Origin of the sequence: Pseudomonas sp. IT-P4 (assembly GCF_949767755.1) — a bacterium.
GTDB lineage: Bacteria > Pseudomonadota > Gammaproteobacteria > Pseudomonadales > Pseudomonadaceae > Aquipseudomonas > Aquipseudomonas monachiensis.
This window is the reverse complement of the sequence record NZ_CATKPX010000023.1, coordinates 399590-418893: the sequence shown is the minus strand read 5'-3', so window position 1 is coordinate 418893 and position 19304 is coordinate 399590. Positions and strand designations below refer to the sequence as shown.

The window sequence follows — 19304 nt, the reverse complement described above, 5'->3', positions numbered from 1 at the left end:
TCAGGCGCATGGCCTGGAAGGTTCCGACACTCAGCGATGAGTGCCGAGGTCGCGGATCGTCTGCTTGAGGGTCTCGAAGTCGTAGTCCGAGAGGCCGACATAATCGAGCACCAGCGGCGCGATGCTGTTCCACTCGTGATCTTCGGTCTGATTGCCCAGCACCCGGTACGACGCGCAAATGTGCTCGGCCATCTTCAGGATCGCCAACAGGTTCTTCAACGAACTGTTGCGCGAAGATTCATCGCTGAAGATCGCCAGGGCATTGTGGTGATTGGCGATCGCCGCGCTCACGTGTTCCGGCAGGCGCCAGGACTTGGCCGTGTAATACCCGACCACCGAGTGATTGGTATTGAACACCTGGTTCTCCGTGTCCACCACCCGGCATTCGGCGCTGGCGTTGGCATAGGCCTGCTCCAGAACGCCCATGTAGTCGGGGAAGCGCTGGAGCATCAAGGGCACGCCGCAATCGTGGAACAGGCCCAGGGCATAGGCTTCATCGCCGTTCTCTATGCCGATGCGCTTGGCCAGGGTCAGGCAGGTCATGGCCACGTCCTGAGCGGTGTCCCAGAAACGGTTCAGGGTGACAATGGTGTCGTCATTCATCTCGCCCTTGATCGACTGCGCATTGATCAGGTTGATGACCGAACGGCTGCCCAGCAGATTCACCGCGCGCTGGATCGAAGCAATCTTGTTGCTCAGCCCGTAATACGGCGAATTGACGATCTTCAGCAGGGACCCGGAAAGTCCCGGATCCTGGGAGATCAGTTTGGCAATGACTTCCAGGTCCGGATCGGGCATGTATTGCTCCATCTGCAAATCCACCATGATTTGCGGCTGGGCCGGTACGCTGATGCCCTGCAGGGCTTGTTGGATCTGTTCGGAAGTCAGCTCTTGGGACATTTGTGCACACTCTGGGTCAGACGGTGATTCTAACCTTTATGAAGTTGGATCCGACATACCAAATCGCAAGACAACCCTCGCCACATGTCCACTTGCAGGCCAATCCTGGGGCTCAACACGCTATACTCCCGCTCTTTTTTCCGGAGCGACGACATGTCCCTGCCTAGCCTGCGCCTCAAAGCCAACGCCGACCGTCGTCTGCGCAACGGTCACTTGTGGGTCTACAGCAACGAAATCGATGTAGCCGCAACGCCTTTGCACGGTTTCAAGGCCGGCGACCAGGCGATCCTCGAAGCCGCCGGCGGCAAGCCGCTGGGCATCGTTGCCATGAGCCCGAACAACCTGATCTGCGCCCGTGTGCTGTCGCGCGACATCAAGTTGCCGCTGGACAAGTCGCTGCTGGTGCACCGCCTGAACGTGGCCCTGTCCCTGCGCGATCGTCTGTTCGACAAGCCGTTCTACCGCCTGGTCTACGGTGATTCCGACCTGCTGCCAGGCCTGGTGGTCGACCGTTTCGGCGACATCCTGGTGGTACAGATCGCCTCGGCGACCATGGAAGCCCATAAAGACGACGTGATTGCAGCGCTGACCCAAGTGCTCAAGCCGAGCGGCATCCTGTTCAAGAACGACTCCGCTGCCCGTGACGCAGAAGGCCTCACCCGCTACGTAGAAACCGTATTCGGCCTGGTGCCGGAGTGGGTTGCCCTCGAAGAGAACGGCGTGAAATTCGAAGCCCCGGTCATCCAGGGTCAGAAAACCGGCTGGTTCTACGACCACCGCATGAACCGCGCACGCCTGGCGCCGTACGCCAAAGGCAAACGCGTGCTCGACCTCTACAGCTACATCGGCGGCTGGGGCGTGCAGGCTGCCGCGTTCGGCGCCAGTGAAGTGTTCTGCGTCGACGCTTCGGCCTTCGCCCTCGACGGTGTCGAGCGCAACGCCGCGCTGAACGGCTTCGCCGAGAAAATGACCTGCATCGAAGGCGACGTGTTCGAAGCCCTCAAAGAGCTGAAAGCCAGCGAGGAACGCTTCGACGTGATCGTGGCCGACCCGCCGGCGTTCATCAAGCGCAAGAAAGACATGAAGAACGGCGAAGGCGCCTACCGCCGCCTGAACGAACAAGCCATGCGCCTGCTCACCAAGGACGGCATCCTGGTCAGCGCATCGTGCTCGATGCACCTGCCGGAAGACGACCTGCAGAACATTCTGCTGACCAGCGCCCGTCACCTGGACCGCAACATTCAGATGCTGGAACGTGGTGGTCAGGGCCCGGATCATCCGGTGCATCCGGCCATTGCCGAGACGCGGTACATCAAGAGCATTACTTGCCGGTTGTTGCCTAACAGCTAACCAAAACCTGCGTGCAGGAGCGAGTCAGCTCGCTCCTACAACAGTTTCAGAAAAGTCCCGCGCCACCTGCATTGACTTGCAACCGCATCAAATCAACTCTCGTCTCCCCCTTCACGGACCGAGCGCGTTGATTGATGACCAACACCCTGCATGCCAAAGAAAAGTCGTCGTTCATCCTGCTGCTGATGGCCATGACGCTGCTCGCCGTTTTCCCTCTCGACGTGGTCCTTCCCTCCTTCCCCGCCCTTTCCGACCACTTTCGTACCACACCTTCCGATATCGCCCTATCCGTCAGCATCTTTGCCATCGGCCTGGCGTGCTCACTGCTGCTGATCGGGCCGTTGTCCGACATGTTCGGCCGCAAAAAGCTGTTACTGGGGGGGATGGCACTTGCCGCGGTGGGAGCAACAGGTTGCCTGTTCGCCACCGATTTCACCTGGTTTTTGGGCTTTCGAGTGGTTCAGGCAGTGGGCTGCGGATCGTTTGCCTTGTCTCAGGCATTGATCCAGGATCTGTTCAGCGGCCGCGAGCTGGAACGACTGCGCATCTGGACGACGACCGCCGGCGGGATTTTCATCTCCAGTTCTCCGCTGATGGGTACATGGTTGCAGTTGCATCTGGATTGGCAGGGCAGCTTTTATGTATTCATCACCCTGGCAGCCATTGTCTGGCTGAGATCGTGGTTCCTGCTAAAAGAAAGCCGAAGTAGCGAGCGGCAGTCCCGGCGATTTTTCGGCGCGTACTGGATGCTCCTTTCCGACATCCGATTTACCGGCTACTGGCTGATCTCTGCCCTCGCCTTCGCCTGCCATTTTTCGTTCATCGTCATTTCGCCGATCATTTTCATGGAACACCTGGACCTTTCGGCCTATCAGTTCGCCTGGGCGCTGTTGCTGTATGGCTCGGCTTATGTAATCGGCGGGGTTGTTGCGAGCATCCTGCATCGCCATCTGGAAGGCTCCACGCAAATCATCACAGGCCTGGGCCTGATCGCCCTGTCGGGGCTGGTGATGCTCTGGCTGAACCTGCAATTCGGCCTGTCCGCCGCAACAGTGCTGATCCCCATGCTGATCTGCACTGCCGGCACCACCATTTCCCGGCCCATCGCCAACTCCAGGGCAATGGGCCTCTACCCGCAACATGCCGGTACCGCGACTTCTGCCGGCAGTCTGTTTATTTTCATGTGTGGCGGCCTGATCAGTGCCGTGATCAACATGGCCAGTGACCACCTGATTACTGCCCTTGCAGTGTGCTTTTTGATTCTGAGTGCCATGGGGGCAGGGCTGAACACTGTGATCAATCAGCGCCACCCCATCAGCGAGGCATGACGCCGAGAGTTTGCCCACACGTCATGTGAACGCTCTCTCCATGCTTGCGAGCATTCCCTCCAGCCGCCAGCCGTGTAGAATCGCGAACATTCATCGCCAGTCATCCCCGGCGGGTTTATGAGCTCAAGCTGAAGCGCGCGGCGATCCCGCAAAGTTATCGGCAACTTCCGGACACGCGGCCATTTCTGAGTGTTCCAGACGTCAATAGAAGCTCACTTCCCTTTTGATACCTGATTAGCCGCCCGGAGTGCTTCATGCCTGATTACCGCTCGAAAACATCCACCCACGGCCGCAACATGGCCGGTGCCCGCGCACTGTGGCGCGCCACGGGGATGAAAGATGACGACTTCAAGAAGCCGATCATCGCCATTGCCAACTCGTTCACCCAGTTCGTACCGGGTCACGTACACCTCAAGGACCTGGGCCAACTGGTCGCCCGCGAGATCGAACGCGCCGGCGGCGTGGCGAAGGAATTCAACACCATCGCTGTCGATGACGGCATCGCCATGGGCCACGACGGCATGCTCTATTCGCTGCCGAGCCGCGAGATCATCGCCGACTCCGTCGAGTACATGGTCAACGCCCACTGCGCCGACGCGATCGTGTGTATCTCCAACTGCGACAAGATCACCCCCGGCATGTTGATGGCGTCCCTGCGCCTGAACATCCCGGTGATCTTCGTCTCCGGCGGCCCGATGGAAGCCGGCAAGACCAAACTTGCCTCCCACGGCCTCGACCTGGTCGACGCCATGGTGATCGCCGCCGACTCCAGCGCTTCTGACGAGAAAGTCGCCGAGTACGAGCGCAGCGCCTGCCCGACCTGCGGTTCGTGCTCCGGCATGTTCACCGCCAACTCGATGAACTGCCTGGTCGAAGCCCTGGGCCTGGCATTGCCGGGCAACGGTTCGACCCTGGCCACCCACAGCGACCGCGAGCAGCTGTTCCTGCAGGCCGGCCGCACCATCGTCGAGCTGTGCAAGCGTTACTACGGCGAGAACGACGAGTCGGTACTGCCGCGCAACATCGCCAACTTCCAGGCGTTCGAAAACGCCATGACCCTGGACATCGCCATGGGCGGTTCCACCAACACCATCCTGCACTTGCTGGCCGCCGCCCAGGAAGCCGAGATCGATTTCGACCTGCGCGACATCGACCGTCTGTCCCGTCACGTGCCGCAACTGTGCAAGGTCGCGCCGAACATCCAGAAGTACCACATGGAAGACGTGCACCGTGCCGGCGGGATTTTCAGTATCCTCGGTTCGCTGGCCCGTGGCGGCTTGCTGCATACCCAGCTGCCGACCGTGCACAGCCGCAGCATGGAAGAAGCCATCGCCAAGTGGGACATCACCCAGACCACCGACGAAGCCGTGCACCACTTCTTCAAGGCCGGTCCTGCGGGCATCCCGACGCAAACAGCGTTCAGCCAGTCGACCCGTTGGGAAACCCTGGACGACGACCGTGAAAACGGCTGCATCCGCAGTGTCGAGCACGCGTACTCGCAAGAAGGCGGCCTGGCCGTTCTCTACGGCAACATCGCTCTTGACGGTTGCGTGGTGAAAACCGCTGGTGTCGACGAGTCGATCCACGTGTTCGAAGGCAACGCCAAGATCTTCGAAAGCCAGGACAGCGCCGTGCGCGGCATCCTTGCTGACGAAGTGAAAGAAGGCGACATCGTCATCATTCGCTACGAAGGCCCGAAAGGCGGCCCGGGCATGCAGGAAATGCTCTACCCGACTTCGTACCTGAAATCCAAAGGCCTGGGCAAAGCCTGCGCCCTGCTCACCGACGGTCGTTTCTCCGGCGGCACCTCCGGCCTGTCCATCGGCCACGCTTCGCCTGAAGCCGCTGCCGGCGGCGCAATCGGCCTGGTGCAGAACGGCGACAAAGTGCTGATCGACATTCCGAACCGCTCGATCAACCTGTTGGTCAGCGATGAAGAACTGGCTGCACGCCGGGTTGAGCAGGACAAGAAAGGCTGGAAGCCGGTGGAAGTGCGTCCGCGCAAAGTGACCACTGCGCTGAAAGCCTATGCCCTGCTGGCCACCAGTGCCGACAAGGGTGCTGTGCGTAACAAGGCGATGCTCGACGGGCTCTGAGTTTTAACCGTCGAACATGAAAATGCCCCGCCAAGTGCGGGGCATTTTTATTATCAACTCGGTCAACTGTGGGAGCGGTGTCGTCTTACTGGATATCTTCAGGCTTGACGATCACCCAGTTCTTGTCAGCCGTCACCGTCAACCCTTCCTTGGCCTGGGCCGCGGCGTTCTTGGCCATCATGCCCTGGATCTGGGTCATGTACTTGTCCTTGCGGTTGATCCACAGGTGGATGCCGCCCTTGGCCACGTCAACACTGTGGAACAGCATGTAGCCGTCGCTGCTAGGGGTATCGCCGCCAACCAGCACCGGTTTTTTCCACTCGTCGATGTAGGTCAGGATTGCCGCCTGCTTGCCGGCCATCCAGGTTGCCGGGGTCCACAGGTACGGGGTCAGTTCGAGGCCGAGGTTGGCCTTCTCGTCATACTTGCCGGCGGTGACCTGCTTGCGCGCGGTAGTCAGCTCGCCAGTTTTCGGGTCCTTGAGCAGCAGCGACACACCGATCACGTTCTGCGGTTTGACGTTGTAGCCGTACTTCGGATCGGACGCGACCATGCGCACCAGTTCCTCGGAGGCAGCGGTCATCACGTAGACCTCGATGCCGTTCTCCATCAGCTTGTTGTAGAGCTCTTGCTGGCCAGTGAAGATCTTCGGCGGGTTGACGTCGAGTTTCTTGACCACGTCGCCTTCGTAATAGGTGGCCGGCACCGGTTTGCCCGACGCCATCATCTCGTCGACGTAACCCTTGAGCTCCTTGAGCGTAAAGCCGGAGAACACCTGGGCGACCCATGGATAGCAAACCATGTCGTCGACTTCACAGAGGCGGTAGTAGTAGCTGAACAGGCTTTCCTTGTGGTCGGCGGTGTCCTTGAACGGCATCAGTTTCAGGGAGGGATCGAGCTTGTCGCGGGTGATCAGGCCCTTGTTCTCCATGAACGGCAGCAACGACTCTTCGAGGTCGTAGCGGTAACTGGTGTTGTCCATGTCGAACACCGCGTAGTTACCCTTGTTGGCGTTGGCGGCGATCATCGCCTCCAGCGCCTTGGCCTGATCGGCGGGCCAGTGTTTCAGATCCGTTGCAAGCACCTGGCCGGCAAGGCCCAGGCAAAGTGCTGCAGCCAGCAATTTCGGTGCGAACTTCATTGGCATGCTTCCCTTATAAAAAGACCCTGAATAAAGGAGATCGACGCTAACAAATAAGTGTGACAGTCCCCGTCTGTCAGCGACCGCCTGCGTCCCTTTCGCGCCAGCTGCATTTCTGACAGCGACATCGGCTTATTCCAAAAACGACGGAAACCATGCGTTTTTGATATTAATTCATTAGTTTTCAAGCTGTTAGGCTTGCCGGTTCGCAGCTGTCCTGGAAGGCAGTTGGCAAAAGTTTAATGGGAGTTCCAATGAATCTGCCGCTGATTCTCAATCTGCTGGTGTTCCTCGCCCTGCTCCTTGGCTTGGCGCAAACCCGCCACACCACCTGGAGCCTGGCGAAAAAAGTCCTGCTCGCACTGGTGCTGGGCGTGGCGTTCGGCGTGGCCTTGCACACCGTTTACGGTGCCGGCAACCCGGTCCTCAAAACCTCGATCGGATGGTTCGATCTGGTGGGCAACGGTTATGTGCAACTGCTGCAAATGATCGTGATCCCGCTGGTGTTCGCCTCGATCCTCAGCGCCGTGGCCCGCCTGCACAACGCCTCATCGCTGGGCAAGATCAGCTTCCTGACCATCGGCACGCTGCTGTTCACCACGGCCATCGCGGCCTTGATCGGCATCGGTCTGACCAACCTGTTCGGCCTGAGCGCCGAAGGCCTGGTGGCCGGTACCCAGGAAATGGCGCGCCTGCAAACCATCCAGACCGACTACGCCGGCAAGGTCGCCGACCTGAATGTGCCGCAGCTGTTGCTGTCGTTCATTCCGCAAAACCCGTTCGCCGATCTGGCGCGGGCCAAGCCGACGTCGATCATCAGCGTGGTGATCTTCGCCGCGTTCCTCGGTGTCGCGGCCCTGCAATTGCTCAAGGATGATGTCGAGAAAGGTCAGAAAGTGATCAACGCCATCGACACCCTGCAAGCCTGGGTGATGCGCCTGGTGCGCCTGGTGATGAAGCTGACCCCGTACGGTGTTCTGGCGCTGATGACCAAAGTGGTCGCCGGTTCGAACCTGCAAGACATCATCAAGCTCGGCAGTTTCGTGGTGGTGTCCTACATCGGCCTGGGCCTGATGTTCGTGGTACATGGCGTGCTGGTGTCGGCCGCCGGGATCAATCCGCTACGCTTCTTCCGCAAGATCTGGCCGGTGCTGACGTTTGCCTTCACCAGCCGTTCGAGCGCTGCGACGATTCCATTGAGCATCGAAGCGCAGACCAGTCGCCTGGGTATCCCGCAGTCCATCGCCAGTTTCGCCGCTTCGTTTGGCGCAACCATTGGCCAGAATGGTTGCGCCGGCCTGTACCCGGCGATGTTGGCGGTGATGGTGGCGCCGACCGTGGGCATCAACCCGCTGGACCCACTGTGGATCGCGACGCTGGTGGCGATTGTCACGCTGAGTTCGGCCGGTGTGGCCGGGGTTGGCGGCGGTGCGACCTTTGCGGCGTTGATCGTGTTGCCGGCGATGGGCTTGCCAGTGTCACTGGTGGCGTTGCTGATTTCGGTCGAGCCGCTGATTGATATGGGGCGTACGGCGTTGAACGTCAGTGGCTCGATGACGGCGGGGGCGATTACCAGTCAGGTGATGCAGCAGACTGATAAAGAATTGCTGGATGCGGATGAGCATTCGGCGTTGGCTCACGCGTAGGAGCTGCCGCAGGCTGCGATCTTTTCGTGGCAAAGAAAGATCAAAAGATCGCAGGCTTCGCCAGCTCCTACAGTGAATGCGCTGATCCTGTAGGAGCTGCCGCTGGCTGCGATCTTTAGGCTTTTTCCCAGACTTCGAAGTTGTACGCCGGTTTGTCGCCTTCGGCCGGGTTCGGCACATTCGACACCAGTTTCCACTGGTTCAAATCAAACTCCGGAAACCACGCATCCCCTTCCGGGCTCAGCGCCACGCGGGTCAGGTACAACCGATCAGCCTGCGCCAACCCTTGCGCATACAACTGCGCCCCGCCAATCAGCATCAGCTCATCAACGCCCTGTTCCTTCGCCCATGCTTCGGCGCGAACCACAGCGGCTTCGAGCGACGGATAAACCTCCGCGCCTTCCAGCACCAGATCCGCCTGACGGCTGACCACGATGTTCAAACGGCCCGGCAACGGGCGACCGAGGGAATCCCAGGTCTTGCGACCCATGATGATCGGCTTTCCGAGCGTCGTGGCCTTGAAGTATTTGAAGTCCCCCGGCAAGTGCCAGGGCATGCTGTTGTCGACGCCGATCACACGGTTTTCACCGAGGGCTGCGATCAGGCTGAGGGGGAGTGATTTAGTCATGCCGGCGAGGATACCAGAGCCTCGCTTTCGCCGATAAGCGCCACAGCGGTTATGCTCACTGCTCAATTAAGCGACGGGATGCCGCGTGACTGAACTCAATACCCTCTGGCTGACAGAAACCATCCGCCTGCGCGAAGAGTACGCCGGCCCTCTGGAAGACCTTGAAGCCAACCGACTGGCCCGCAGCACCGGCGGCGATTTACCGTTGCGCATTCAACGCCGGGCCCTGTGGCTGGCTGAACGCGATGGCCTGGTTACGGCCCTCAAACACTGGCTGCAAGGCGCGCGACTGGCGCTGATCGTCATGGCGGTGCTGGCGGTGATCAGCGGGGCCGGCCTGGCCTTTGCCGCCATGGGCGACGGCCTGCACCCGGTGAATGTGTTCTGGGCCTTGGGCAGCTTGCTCGGGCTCAATCTGATCCTGCTGCTGAGCTGGGCCTTGGGCCTGGTGTTTGCCGGTGAACACGGCGCCAGCCTCGGACGCCTGTGGCTGTGGCTAAGCGAAAAACTCGCCCGGGACGCCAAAGCCGCACAACTGGCGCCGGCTCTGCTGCTGTTGTTGCAACGGCAGAAACTCAACCGCTGGGCAATCGGTGTGCTGGTCAACAGCTTGTGGTTGCTGGCGATGCTCAGCGCGCTGGTGATCCTGCTGGCGTTGATGGCGACCCGGCGCTACGGCTTCGTCTGGGAAACCACCATCCTCGGCGCCGATACTTTTATTGCCGTGACCCAGGCCCTCGGCGCGCTGCCGGCCCTGCTCGGCTTCAGCGTGCCCACCGAGGAGATGATCCGCGCCAGTGGCGACGCCGCCCTCAACATCGAAAGCGCCCGCCAGGCCTGGGCCGCGTGGCTGGTGGGCGTTCTGCTGGTCTACGGCGTTTTGCCGCGCCTGCTGCTCGCGCTGTTTTGCCTGTGGCGCTGGAAATCCGGGCAGGCGGCGCTGCGCCTGGATTTGAACCTGCCTGGTTACGCAGAACTGCGCGAACGCTTGATGCCCACCAGTGAGCGCCTCGGCGTCAGCGATGCAGCACCGGCCCAACTGCATCGCGTGGAAAGCGGCGTCAGTGAACAACAAAGTGATGGTGCTCTATTGGTCGCCATCGAACTGGACGACGACCGCCCGTGGCCACCGCAATTGCCGAAAACCGTCAGCAACGCCGGCATCCTCGACAGCCGCGAATCGAGACACAAACTCCTCGAACAACTGAGTCGCTTTCCCCCCGCGCGCCTGGCCATTGCGTGCGATCCACGGCGTTCGCCGGATCGCGGCAGCCTGGCCTTGATTGCCGAACTGGCGCGCAGTGCCAGCGCCACCCGCGTGTGGTTGTTGCAGGCACCACCCGGAGAAGCACTGGACGCTGAACGCCTGGGCGACTGGCACGTGGCGCTGCAACAGCTTGAGCTGCCGTTTGCCGATTGTGCACCGATGAACTGGCTGGAGACGGGTCATGACTGATACCTGGAAGCAGCCGCTGAAACTCGCCGTGGTCGGCCACACCAACGTCGGCAAAACCTCGTTGCTGCGTACCCTGACCCGCGACGTCGGCTTCGGTGAAGTGTCCCATCGCCCCAGCACCACGCGGCACGTCGAAGGTGCACGGTTGTCGGTGGACGGCGAGCCCTTGCTCGACCTCTACGACACTCCCGGTCTGGAAGACGCCATCGCCCTGCTCGACTACCTCGAACGCCTGGAGCGGCCTGGCGAACGCCTCGACGGCCCGGCGCGGCTGGCTCGTTTCCTCGATGGCAGCGAAGCCCGGCAACGCTTCGAACAGGAAGCCAAGGTGCTGCGCCAGTTGCTGGCGTCGGACGCCGGGCTCTATGTGATCGACGCCCGGGAGCCGGTGTTGGCCAAGTATCGCGACGAACTGGAAGTGCTGGCCAGTTGTGGCAAACCCTTGCTGCCGGTGCTGAACTTCGTCAGCAGCGCCAACCACCGCGAGCCGGCATGGCGTGAAGCACTGGCGCGGCTTGGCTTGCATGCCTTGGTGCGCTTTGACAGCGTCGCGCCGCCGGAGGATGGCGAGCGTCGACTCTATGAAAGTCTCGCCCTGTTGCTGGAATCCGCCCGGCCGCAGCTCGAACGCCTGATCGCCGACCAGCAAGCCCAGCGTCTGGCTCGCCAGCAAAGTGCGGCGCGGTTGATTGCCGAATTATTGATCGATTGCGCGGCCTGCCGACGCGGTGTGGTCAGTGAGGCCGAGCAGGAACAACAGGCGATCAGCGAACTACGCAAAGCCGTACGCCAGCGCGAGCAGCGTTGCGTCGAGGCCCTGCTCAAGCTCTACGCCTTCCGCCCACAGGATGCCGCCGCCAGTGATTTGCCGCTGCTCGACGGCCGTTGGGGCGACGACTTGTTCAATCCGGAAACCCTGAAACAATTGGGCGTGCGAGTCGGTGGCGGAATCGCAGCCGGCGCGGCCGCCGGGGCCGGGGTTGATCTGCTGGTGGGTGGCATCACCCTGGGCGCGGCGGCACTCGCCGGGGCCATCGCTGGCGGCGCCCTGCAAACCGCGCGCAGTTACGGCAGCCGTTTGCTCGGTAAAATCAAGGGCCAGCGTGAATTGACGGTGGATGACAACGTGCTGCGCCTGTTGGCCTTGCGCCAACGGCAATTGCTGCAAGCGCTCAATGCCCGGGGGCATGCGGCGATGGACAGCATCCAAGTGGCCACCCCCCAGGACAAGAGCTGGCGCGAAGGCAAGCTGCCCGAAGCGTTGAACAAGGCCCGGGCGCACCCGCAGTGGTCGTCGCTCAACCCTCATCCAAAATTGAATCAGGCGGAGCGGCAGGAACAGATTGAGGTTTTGGCGCAGCGACTTTAATGCGCTTTATCGTCAACGCCATTTGAATTTCAGGTATGTAGTGCTCAGCAACGAAACCAGTTTCTGGTCCACCGCATCCTGATCACCGTCGTTATCCATGTCGAAATGGATCAACCAATCCAGTTCGCCGTCATTGTTGGTGTCGTAGGCCGAAGCGGTGTAGGCGATGGTTTCATCCTGCGGTTTACCGACGCCGTCATGAAAGTGCAGGCGTACGGTGTCTGGCGAACCATCCTTGGCAAAGTCTTCGACGAATATCTTCAGATAGCGTGCCCAGATGTTCCCGCAATTGAACCAGTTGAGCCGCAAAAAGGCGTCCGCAAACGACTTGAGCAAACGCTCGTCCTTGGTGTTTTCCTTGCCGTCGTTGTTTACATCGCCAGCCTGGAAATCGACCTTGCCATCGGCGGTGATATCCAGCGCGTAAGCCTTGTGGATGAGCTTGTCTTCGCCGCCGTGGGTTTCCTCGAAAAAATGCAGGAGTACGGTATCGGCCCGGCCGTTCGCGCTCCGGTCCTGCGCGGTGACTTTCAAATAACGCATAGGGATAGCTCTCTTCAATTTGGGGCCGATCAAGCTATCCCGTCTCACTGAAACACTCTGCGCGAATGGTCTCCTTTTCCCGTAGGGAGTTTCATCTGCACTGGTCGTTTAAGCCGCCTGAGGCAAAAGGGCCAAAGCCTTGCGCTTCAGAATGTCGAGATCCAGAAGCGATACGTTCGTCTCCTTGGCCAGCTCATCCCACTGGCGCATGCGCAAACTCACCGCGCACAACGGGTCTTTTTCGAACGCCTGCGCCTCGGCCTCTGTCATCACCCCGCCCTGATATTCCAGGGTTCGGCGACTGGCTTCACTCAGACGCTCGTAGTACCCCGGCTCTTTCAGCGTCAGATAACGCTTGGCCTGCACGTGGTATTCGACCAGACGCGCCATGCGCTCGCTGAAACCGGCGCGGCGCAGATAATCCGCACCCAGACGCTCATGACTGACCACGCCTAAGCCGCCCATGTTCTCCGCGCTTTCAGCGCAGATATGCCCGATGTCGTGAAAGAACGCCGCCAGAATCACTTCATCATCGAAGCCTTCGGCAATGGCCAGCTCAGCGCCCTGGGACATGTGCTCGATCTGCGACACCGGTTCACCGATGTAATCGCTGTCACCAAAACGCTCGTACAGACTGAATACTTCGGCGACGACTTGTTCATTGCGCGCCATCAGATTTCCCCCAACACAGCTGCGATGTTTCGTTCAGCCATCGCTGGCCCGACACTCATGCCGACACCGGTATGCATCAACGCCACGCTCAGGCCTTTTGCCGGGCGCAGAAACGAGAACGGTCCCGGTCCCCGTGAACCATAGACCCCCTGCCAGCGCTCGACCACTTGTACCTTGCAGCCCAGGGTCTGCTCGGCCAGCTCGATCATCCAGTCGTCAATCTGCTCGGCATTGAAGGGTGACGGATCGCTGCCGTAATGGTGCGAATCACCAATGATCAATTCACCATAGGGCGTCGGGCTGATCAGCAGGTGGATACCGTTTTCGTGCAGATGCGGTGCGTACCGCAGAATTTCTGCCTGTACCGCCCCGGCCTCCGGCAAGTCGGCGAAGGCGCCGTAGTGCACGCAACTCAAACCGGTGAGCAGCGCGTGTTGCAGGTTGAGGTTGATTTGCGGGCGCGCGCGAAGCATTTGCAGGCGACAGATTTGCGGCTCGAGTTCGGCGATCTGTTCGGCCAGCAGCGTCTGATAATCGTGGCCGGAGCAGACGATGATCTGCTCGGCACTGAAGCTGCCGGCGGTGCTGTGCAGGCGACCCGGCTCGATATCGCGCACCAGGGTAGAGAAGTGAAACTTGACGCCCAGGTCGCGACGCAGGAAGTCGATCAGCGCCGGAATCGCTTCGCGGGAATACAGCTGCTGATCGTCCATACCATGCAAGGCCGCGCGGTGATGGCGGAACTGACCGCCGTACAAATCGCGTAGCGCGGCGCCGCGCAGCAGGTGGACGCGGTAACCGTGTTCGACGGCGCGGCCGTCGCAGAAAGCTTCCAGCAACTGCTCTTCCGCCTCGTTGCGGGCGAACAGGTACGAGCCATTGCGCTTGAGTTGCAGGCCGGCGAGCTGCGCCCAGTCGCCCCAGATTCCGCGACTGGCGCGGGCCAGTTCCAGCATTGGTCCTGGCGGTTGGCCGGTGACCAGTGCCTGGCCGAAGTTGCGCACCGAAGCGCCAACAGGCGTTTCGCTGCGCTCGAAAACCCTGACCTTCAGACCGCGTTTGGCGGCGGCATAGGCGTGGGACAAACCCAGGATGCCGGCGCCGACGATCAGCATGTCGTTGTGTTGTGTCATGGAGGCAGTCCCGCTGTTTGTGGCGAGGGAGCTTGCTCCCGCTGGAGCGCGAAGCGGTCCTCGCAATTTAGCGACTGCTGCGCAGCCGAACGGGAGCAAGCTCCCTCGCCACAAGGTTTGAGTCAGTTATTTGGCCGCCACTTTCTCTGACTTGCCGTCATAGCGCTTGCGCCATTCGGTCAGGATCTCGTCGCGGTTCTTCGAAGCCCAGGCGAAGTCGTTCTTGATCAGGCGCTGTTCGTAGTCAGCCGGCAGTTCGGTCTGCGGCTTGGCGATGCCAGGCTGGGCGAGCACGGCGAAGTTTTCCTTGTAGAGCTCCATCGCCTCTGGACTGGCGGAGAAGTCAGCCAGTTTCTTCGCCGCTTCTTCGTGGGCAGTACCCTTGATCACCGCAGTCGCTTCGATCTCCCAACCCAGGCCTTCCTTCGGCAGGATGATGTCCAGCGGTGCGCCCTGGCGTTTCAGCTGAACGGCCGGGTATTCAAAGGAAATACCGATCGGGAATTCGCCAGCCGCCGCCAGTTTGCAAGGCTTGGAACCGGAGTGAACGTACTGGCCGATGTTCTGGTGCAGGCCGTCCATGTAGGCCCAACCCTGCTTCTCGCCGAAGGTTTGCAGCCAGGCGCTGACGTCGAGGAAACCGGTGCCGGACGAGGCAGGGTTCGGCATGACGATCTTGCCTTTGTACTCAGGCTTGGTCAGGTCCTGCCAGCTCACGGGTTTGCTCAGGCCCTGCTTCTCGGCTTCGACGGTGTTGAAGCAAATGGTCGCGGCCCAGACGTCCATGCCGACCCAGGCTGGTGGGTTGGCCGCGTCGCGGTAGTTGGCGCCGATCTTGCCCAGGTCTTTCGGTGCATAGCTTTGCAGCATGCCTTGCTGATCAAGGATCGCCAGGCTGGAAGCTGCCAGGCCCCACACGGCGTCAGCCTGCGGACGGGCTTTTTCGGCCAGCAGTTTGGCAGTGATGATGCCGGTGGAATCACGCACCCATTTGATTTCGACGTCCGGGTTGGCCTTTTCGAAAGCTTCTTTGTAGGTCTTCAGTTGTTCGGCTTCGAGGGCGGTGTACACCGTCAACTCGGTTTTCGCCGCAAAGGCGTTCAGGCTGAAAGCGGTGAGGACAGCAGCGGCCAGGGCCATAGGCTTGAACATGATCTTTTCCTGTTTTTGAGTTGAGGGGTTGTGCAGATTCAATGACCGGGCGCCGTCTGCCGCCAGGCTTGGGAGCGGCGCAGCAAACCGCGCGAGGCCCAGGCCAGCAGCAGAGACACGCCCGCCGAGGTAATCAGGATCAGCGTCGACATCGCTGCCGCACCGCCGACGTTGCCGGCGTCGTCCATGTTCAGTACCGCCACCGCCGCGAGGATGGTGTCGGGGCTGTAGAGGAAGATCGCCGCCGAAACGGTGGTCATGGCCGAGACGAACAGGTAGCGCACGATGTCCAGTAGTGCCGGCAGGCAGATAGGCACGGTGACCCGCAGGTAATGGCGATACAGCGGCGCCTTGAGCGACAGCGCGGCGGCTTCGAACTCGGCGTCGAGCTGACGCAGCGCGGTGGTGGCGGTCATTTGTGCGGTGGTCAAATAGTGAGCAATGGTGCAGACGATCAGCAGGGTCATGGTCCCGTACAGCACATGCAGCGGGTTGCCAGTGAGATTGAAGAAGAAGACGTAACCCAGCCCAAGCACCAGTCCCGGTACCGCCATCGGGACGAAACTGAGCATGCGCAAGCTCAGGTTCAGGCCGCGCTGGCCCTTGGTTTTTTCCATCAGGTAGGCGCCGGTGAAAATCAGCAGGCTGCCGATCAACGCCGTGCCCAGGGCCATCTTCAGGCTGTTGCCGTAGGCCAGCCAGCCACCGCCGGCGGTTTCGTTGAACTGATAGTGGTTGAGCGACAGCGACAGGTTGTACGGCCAGAACTTCACCAAGGACGAGAACACCGCCATGCCGAACACCAGCAGCAACGCGGCGCAGATCAGCAGGACGATGACCAGGTAGCAGCTGTCGCGCAGCTTCGACGGCAAAGGCTTGAACACTTGGGCGCGACCGCTCATGGAGTCGCCATGGCGCCGACGCAACCAGGCATCGACCCCGAAACTGAAGAGCGCCGGCAGCAACAGCACCATGCCGATCAACGCCCCGCGACCGAACTGTTGCTGGCCGACCACCGCCTTGTAGGCTTCCAGCGCCAGCACTTGATAGTCGCCACCAACCACCACGGGCACGCCGAAATCGGTGATGGTCAGGGTGAACACCAGGCAGAACGCAGCGAACACAGCCTGTCGGGTCGCCGGCCAGGTGATGCTGCGGAAGGCTTTGGCCGGGCTGGCTCCCATGCTGGAGGCAGCATCGAACAGTCGCGCATCGGCCAGGGACAGGGCCGACAGCAGAATCATCAAGGCGTGTGGGAAGGTGTAGATGACTTCGCCGAGCACAATGCCCCAGAAGCCGTAGATGTTGTCCGAAAGCAGGCCACGCAACATGCCCTGGTTGCCGAACAGGTAAACCAGCGCAATCCCCGGCAGCATCGACGGCGCCATCAATGGCAACAGCGAAATACCGCGCCAGATGCCTTTGGCCGGAATCAAGGTGCGTTGCAGGGCGTAGGCAAACAGGTAGGCAAGCGGTACGACAATGGCCGCGACGCTGAGGGAAACCTTCAGGCTGTTACCGAGCAACCAATGGAAGTTCTCGCTGCTCACCAGCTCTTTTGCTGCGACCCAGCCACCGCCCTGCCCGGCTTCGGCGCTGAAACCGCGCCAGAAGATCGCCAGCAACGGCATCAATACGGCAACGCCCAACAACACCAGCATGAGGACTTTGCCACCGACCACGAACAACCGGTCACCAACCTCGGCGCGGGTGGTTTGCCGAACCTGCTTGTGCGGCAGCGGCAGGGCGATGTTCGCGCTCATCAGGCAAATACCTGCAGGCTGCGCGGCGGCAAGGCGACCATGATCTGCTGGGCGCCCAGGCGCGGCATGGCTTCCGGTGCCAGTTCAGCCAGCAAGGCGTGGCCCGGCAAATGATCGAGTTCAAAGCTCATGCGGCAGCGGTTGCCGAGGAAGGTGATCTCGCGAACCTTGGCCGGGAACAGGTTTTCCTCGTGCACCAGCGGGTTGACGTTGATCGCTTCCGGACGGCAGAACAAGCGGCCCGACGCGGTCTTGGCGCTGCCATCGGCCAGACGCATGTTCATCCCGCCGACCTGGGCGTGGCTGTCGCCGCTGCGCTGGAAGGGTAGCCAATTACCCTGGCCGACGAACTCCGCCACAAACGGCGTGGCCGGGCGGTTGTAGATTTCCTGCGGCGTGGCGTACTGCTCGACCTTGCCGTTGTTCATCACGGCGATGCGATCGGCCATCAGCATGGCCTCGTCCTGATTGTGGGTGACCATCAAGGTGGTGATGCCAAGGTTGCGTTGCAGTTGGCGCAACTCGGTACACAGATGCTCGCGCACCCGGGCATCGAGGGCCGACATCGGCTCGTCCAGCAGCAACAGCGAAGGTGCCGGGGCCAGGGCGCGAGCCAGGGCAACCCGCTGCTGCTGGCCGCCGGACAATTGACCGGGATACTTTTTCTCGCTGCCACTCAGGCCAACCAGTTCCAGCATCTGGCCGACACGACGGCGCACCTCGTCGCGACCGCTGCCGGCGAGGCCGTAGGCAATGTTCGCTTCGACGGTGAGATTGGGAAACAACGCGTAGGACTGGAACAGAATGCCGTAGTCCCGCGCCTGGGGCGCCAGGTGGGAAACGTCACGATCACCGAGGTACAACTCGCCGCTGTCCTGCTTTTCCAGACCGGCGATGCAACGCAGCAACGTGGTCTTTCCGCAACCCGACGGGCCCAGCAAGCACACCAGTTCGCCAGCCGCCACGTCGAGGGACACGTTATCCAACGCGGTGAAGGCGCCAAAACGCTTCTGTACGCCGCGCACTTTCATCGGTGCACCGGGGTTGGTCAGGGCAGTTGCAATCGAGTTGTTCATGGACGGACCTCATCTGGCAGATGGGGGCCATCCTAGAGTTGTAATGAGTCCGTCATGTGGCAGTAAGGCAAAAACTGCCGATAGTGGTATTCAAGGATTTTGGTTGGAAAAAAGATCGCAGCCTTCGGCAGCTCCTACACAGAACACATTCCCCTGTAGGAGCTGCCGAAGGCTGCGATCTTTTAATTCAAGCCGGAGCCATTTCCTGCGCCAACCCCAGAAACGCCGCCGGCAGCCGCGCGTTTTTGCGCTCCTTGAGGCAATACAGGTATTCGGGTATCTGCGGTGCATTCTCGATGGTCAGCACTCGCAGTTGCGGATCATGGGGCACTTCCTGTCGGGCAATGATGCTGATACCGATGTTGCGCAGCACCGCTTCGCGAATCGATTCGCGGCTGCCGATCTCCAGCAGCGGGCCGAAACACACGCCAGCGCTGAGCAGCAACTCTTCGGTCAAACGACGGGTGGTCGAGCCCGGTTCGCGCATCAGCAAGGTGTGCCCGGCCAAGGCGCCGAGCGGCACGTGATCGTGAACCGCCAGCGGATGATCGCGATGCACCGCCAGCACCAGCGGATCGCTACCGAGCACCCGGCGAACCAGTCGCGCGTCGTCAAGTAACTGCGACGAGGCCGCGACATCGACCCGGTAATCCTCCAGCGCTTCAAGCACCTGTTGGGAGTTGCCGATTTCCACCGAAACCTCAACCTGCGGCAGGCGTTCGCGGAAGGTTTTCACCAGGTCGAGAATGTAATACGGCGCCGTGGCGGCTATGCGCAACGTGCCCTGGACCTGACCGCAGTTACGCAGGAAAAACTCGATGTCGGCTTCCTGCTGCATCAGCTCCTTGACCATCGGCAGCAGCCGCGCGCCCTCCTCGCTGACGCTGAGACGCCGGCCGCCACGGTAGAACAGCTCGACCGAATATTGACTTTCGAGGTTGCGGATCTGCGTCGTCACCGTCGGCTGGCTCAGGCCGAGCTTTTTGGCAGCCTGGGTAATGCTGCCCAGGCGGGCCACCATGTAAAACGCCTTCAGCTCGGCACTCAGCAC

Annotated in this window: 16 protein-coding genes; 6 read left to right on the top strand and 10 right to left on the bottom strand. The window is 61.0% G+C overall.

The genetic code is table 11. From position 1 onward, the window contains the following. Positions 1-30: 30 nt before the first annotated feature. The gene (locus ACM6IT_RS08480; RefSeq protein WP_056726464.1) at positions 31-900 is read right to left on the bottom strand and encodes an HDOD domain-containing protein; all 870 of its coding nucleotides are present in this window, start codon (positions 898-900) and stop codon (positions 31-33) included. A 153-nt stretch (positions 901-1053) separates the two neighbouring features. On the opposite strand from ACM6IT_RS08480, the gene ACM6IT_RS08475 reads away from it, so the two are divergent. The 3 genes from ACM6IT_RS08475 to ilvD all read left to right on the top strand — a co-directional run bounded on the left by ACM6IT_RS08475 (position 1054) and on the right by ilvD (position 5674). Then, positions 1054-2250, top strand: coding sequence for a class I SAM-dependent rRNA methyltransferase (locus ACM6IT_RS08475; protein ID WP_103395796.1), 1197 nt, complete (start codon positions 1054-1056; stop codon positions 2248-2250). Between the two features lie 134 nt (positions 2251-2384). Further along, positions 2385-3578, top strand: coding sequence for an MFS transporter (locus ACM6IT_RS08470; protein WP_414917806.1), 1194 nt, complete (start codon positions 2385-2387; stop codon positions 3576-3578). Between the two features lie 254 nt (positions 3579-3832). Beyond that, positions 3833-5674, top strand: coding sequence for a dihydroxy-acid dehydratase (gene ilvD, locus ACM6IT_RS08465; RefSeq protein WP_409078163.1), 1842 nt, complete (start codon positions 3833-3835; stop codon positions 5672-5674). A gap of 85 nt (positions 5675-5759) precedes the next feature. Here the strand turns inward: ilvD and ACM6IT_RS08460 are convergent, their stop codons facing one another. After that, positions 5760-6815 carry a haloacid dehalogenase-like hydrolase gene (locus ACM6IT_RS08460; RefSeq protein WP_414917805.1) on the bottom strand — a complete coding sequence of 352 codons (1056 nt, stop codon included), beginning with the start codon at positions 6813-6815 and terminating at the stop codon, positions 5760-5762. A 254-nt stretch (positions 6816-7069) separates the two neighbouring features. Between ACM6IT_RS08460 and ACM6IT_RS08455 the strand changes: the two genes are divergently transcribed. After that, positions 7070-8461: an L-cystine transporter gene (locus ACM6IT_RS08455; protein ID WP_409078164.1), complete on the top strand. Its 1392-nt coding sequence runs from the start codon at positions 7070-7072 to the stop codon at positions 8459-8461. Between the two features lie 115 nt (positions 8462-8576). Here ACM6IT_RS08455 and ACM6IT_RS08450 read toward each other — a convergent pair whose 3' ends face one another. After that, positions 8577-9089 (bottom strand): dihydrofolate reductase, encoded by a 513-nt coding sequence (locus ACM6IT_RS08450; RefSeq protein WP_056726458.1) that lies wholly within the window; start codon positions 9087-9089, stop codon positions 8577-8579. An 85-nt stretch (positions 9090-9174) separates the two neighbouring features. Between ACM6IT_RS08450 and ACM6IT_RS08445 the strand changes: the two genes are divergently transcribed. Then, positions 9175-10545 (top strand): DUF2868 domain-containing protein, encoded by a 1371-nt coding sequence (locus ACM6IT_RS08445; RefSeq protein ID WP_414917804.1) that lies wholly within the window; start codon positions 9175-9177, stop codon positions 10543-10545. Then, positions 10538-11914, top strand: a complete 1377-nt coding sequence (locus tag ACM6IT_RS08440) for a GTPase/DUF3482 domain-containing protein (protein ID WP_414913479.1) — start codon at positions 10538-10540, stop codon at positions 11912-11914. The genes ACM6IT_RS08445 and ACM6IT_RS08440 overlap by 8 nt, the downstream gene beginning before the upstream one ends. Positions 11915-11926: 12 nt before the next feature. Here the strand turns inward: ACM6IT_RS08440 and ACM6IT_RS08435 are convergent, their stop codons facing one another. From ACM6IT_RS08435 to ACM6IT_RS08405, 7 genes are all read right to left on the bottom strand, one after another. Continuing rightward, on the bottom strand, positions 11927-12457 hold the full coding sequence (locus ACM6IT_RS08435; protein WP_409078167.1) for a hypothetical protein: 531 nt from the start codon (positions 12455-12457) through the stop codon (positions 11927-11929). A 108-nt stretch (positions 12458-12565) separates the two neighbouring features. Then, complete coding sequence (locus tag ACM6IT_RS08430) at positions 12566-13129, bottom strand: phosphonate degradation HD-domain oxygenase (RefSeq protein WP_414917803.1); 564 nt, start codon at positions 13127-13129, stop codon at positions 12566-12568. Next, positions 13129-14262, bottom strand: coding sequence for a TIGR03364 family FAD-dependent oxidoreductase (locus ACM6IT_RS08425; protein WP_414913481.1), 1134 nt, complete (start codon positions 14260-14262; stop codon positions 13129-13131). The genes ACM6IT_RS08430 and ACM6IT_RS08425 overlap by 1 nt, the downstream gene beginning before the upstream one ends. Positions 14263-14388: 126 nt before the next feature. Next, the gene (locus tag ACM6IT_RS08420; protein WP_414913482.1) at positions 14389-15414 is read right to left on the bottom strand and encodes a putative 2-aminoethylphosphonate ABC transporter substrate-binding protein; all 1026 of its coding nucleotides are present in this window, start codon (positions 15412-15414) and stop codon (positions 14389-14391) included. 38 nt (positions 15415-15452) lie between these two features. Next, entirely contained in the window at positions 15453-17177 is a 1725-nt protein-coding gene (locus ACM6IT_RS08415; protein ID WP_414913483.1) for a putative 2-aminoethylphosphonate ABC transporter permease subunit, read from the bottom strand. Continuing rightward, positions 17177-18253 carry a putative 2-aminoethylphosphonate ABC transporter ATP-binding protein gene (locus ACM6IT_RS08410; protein WP_414917802.1) on the bottom strand — a complete coding sequence of 359 codons (1077 nt, stop codon included), beginning with the start codon at positions 18251-18253 and terminating at the stop codon, positions 17177-17179. The genes ACM6IT_RS08415 and ACM6IT_RS08410 overlap by 1 nt, the downstream gene beginning before the upstream one ends. A 187-nt stretch (positions 18254-18440) precedes the next feature. After that, positions 18441-19304 (bottom strand): LysR family transcriptional regulator, encoded by an 864-nt coding sequence (locus ACM6IT_RS08405; protein WP_414917801.1) that lies wholly within the window; start codon positions 19302-19304, stop codon positions 18441-18443.

Coding starts and splice junctions, on each gene's coding strand:
- ACM6IT_RS08480 (WP_056726464.1), bottom strand. CDS start 900: ATGTCCCAAGAGCTGACTTCCGAACAGATCCAACAAGCCCTGCAGGGC.
- ACM6IT_RS08475 (WP_103395796.1), top strand. CDS start 1,054: ATGTCCCTGCCTAGCCTGCGCCTCAAAGCCAACGCCGACCGTCGTCTG.
- ACM6IT_RS08470 (WP_414917806.1), top strand. CDS start 2,385: ATGACCAACACCCTGCATGCCAAAGAAAAGTCGTCGTTCATCCTGCTG.
- ilvD (WP_409078163.1), top strand. CDS start 3,833: ATGCCTGATTACCGCTCGAAAACATCCACCCACGGCCGCAACATGGCC.
- ACM6IT_RS08460 (WP_414917805.1), bottom strand. CDS start 6,815: ATGAAGTTCGCACCGAAATTGCTGGCTGCAGCACTTTGCCTGGGCCTT.
- ACM6IT_RS08455 (WP_409078164.1), top strand. CDS start 7,070: ATGAATCTGCCGCTGATTCTCAATCTGCTGGTGTTCCTCGCCCTGCTC.
- ACM6IT_RS08450 (WP_056726458.1), bottom strand. CDS start 9,089: ATGACTAAATCACTCCCCCTCAGCCTGATCGCAGCCCTCGGTGAAAAC.
- ACM6IT_RS08440 (WP_414913479.1), top strand. CDS start 10,538: ATGACTGATACCTGGAAGCAGCCGCTGAAACTCGCCGTGGTCGGCCAC.
- ACM6IT_RS08435 (WP_409078167.1), bottom strand. CDS start 12,457: ATGCGTTATTTGAAAGTCACCGCGCAGGACCGGAGCGCGAACGGCCGG.
- ACM6IT_RS08430 (WP_414917803.1), bottom strand. CDS start 13,129: ATGGCGCGCAATGAACAAGTCGTCGCCGAAGTATTCAGTCTGTACGAG.
- ACM6IT_RS08425 (WP_414913481.1), bottom strand. CDS start 14,262: ATGACACAACACAACGACATGCTGATCGTCGGCGCCGGCATCCTGGGT.
- ACM6IT_RS08420 (WP_414913482.1), bottom strand. CDS start 15,414: ATGTTCAAGCCTATGGCCCTGGCCGCTGCTGTCCTCACCGCTTTCAGC.
- ACM6IT_RS08415 (WP_414913483.1), bottom strand. CDS start 17,177: ATGAGCGCGAACATCGCCCTGCCGCTGCCGCACAAGCAGGTTCGGCAA.
- ACM6IT_RS08410 (WP_414917802.1), bottom strand. CDS start 18,253: ATGAACAACTCGATTGCAACTGCCCTGACCAACCCCGGTGCACCGATG.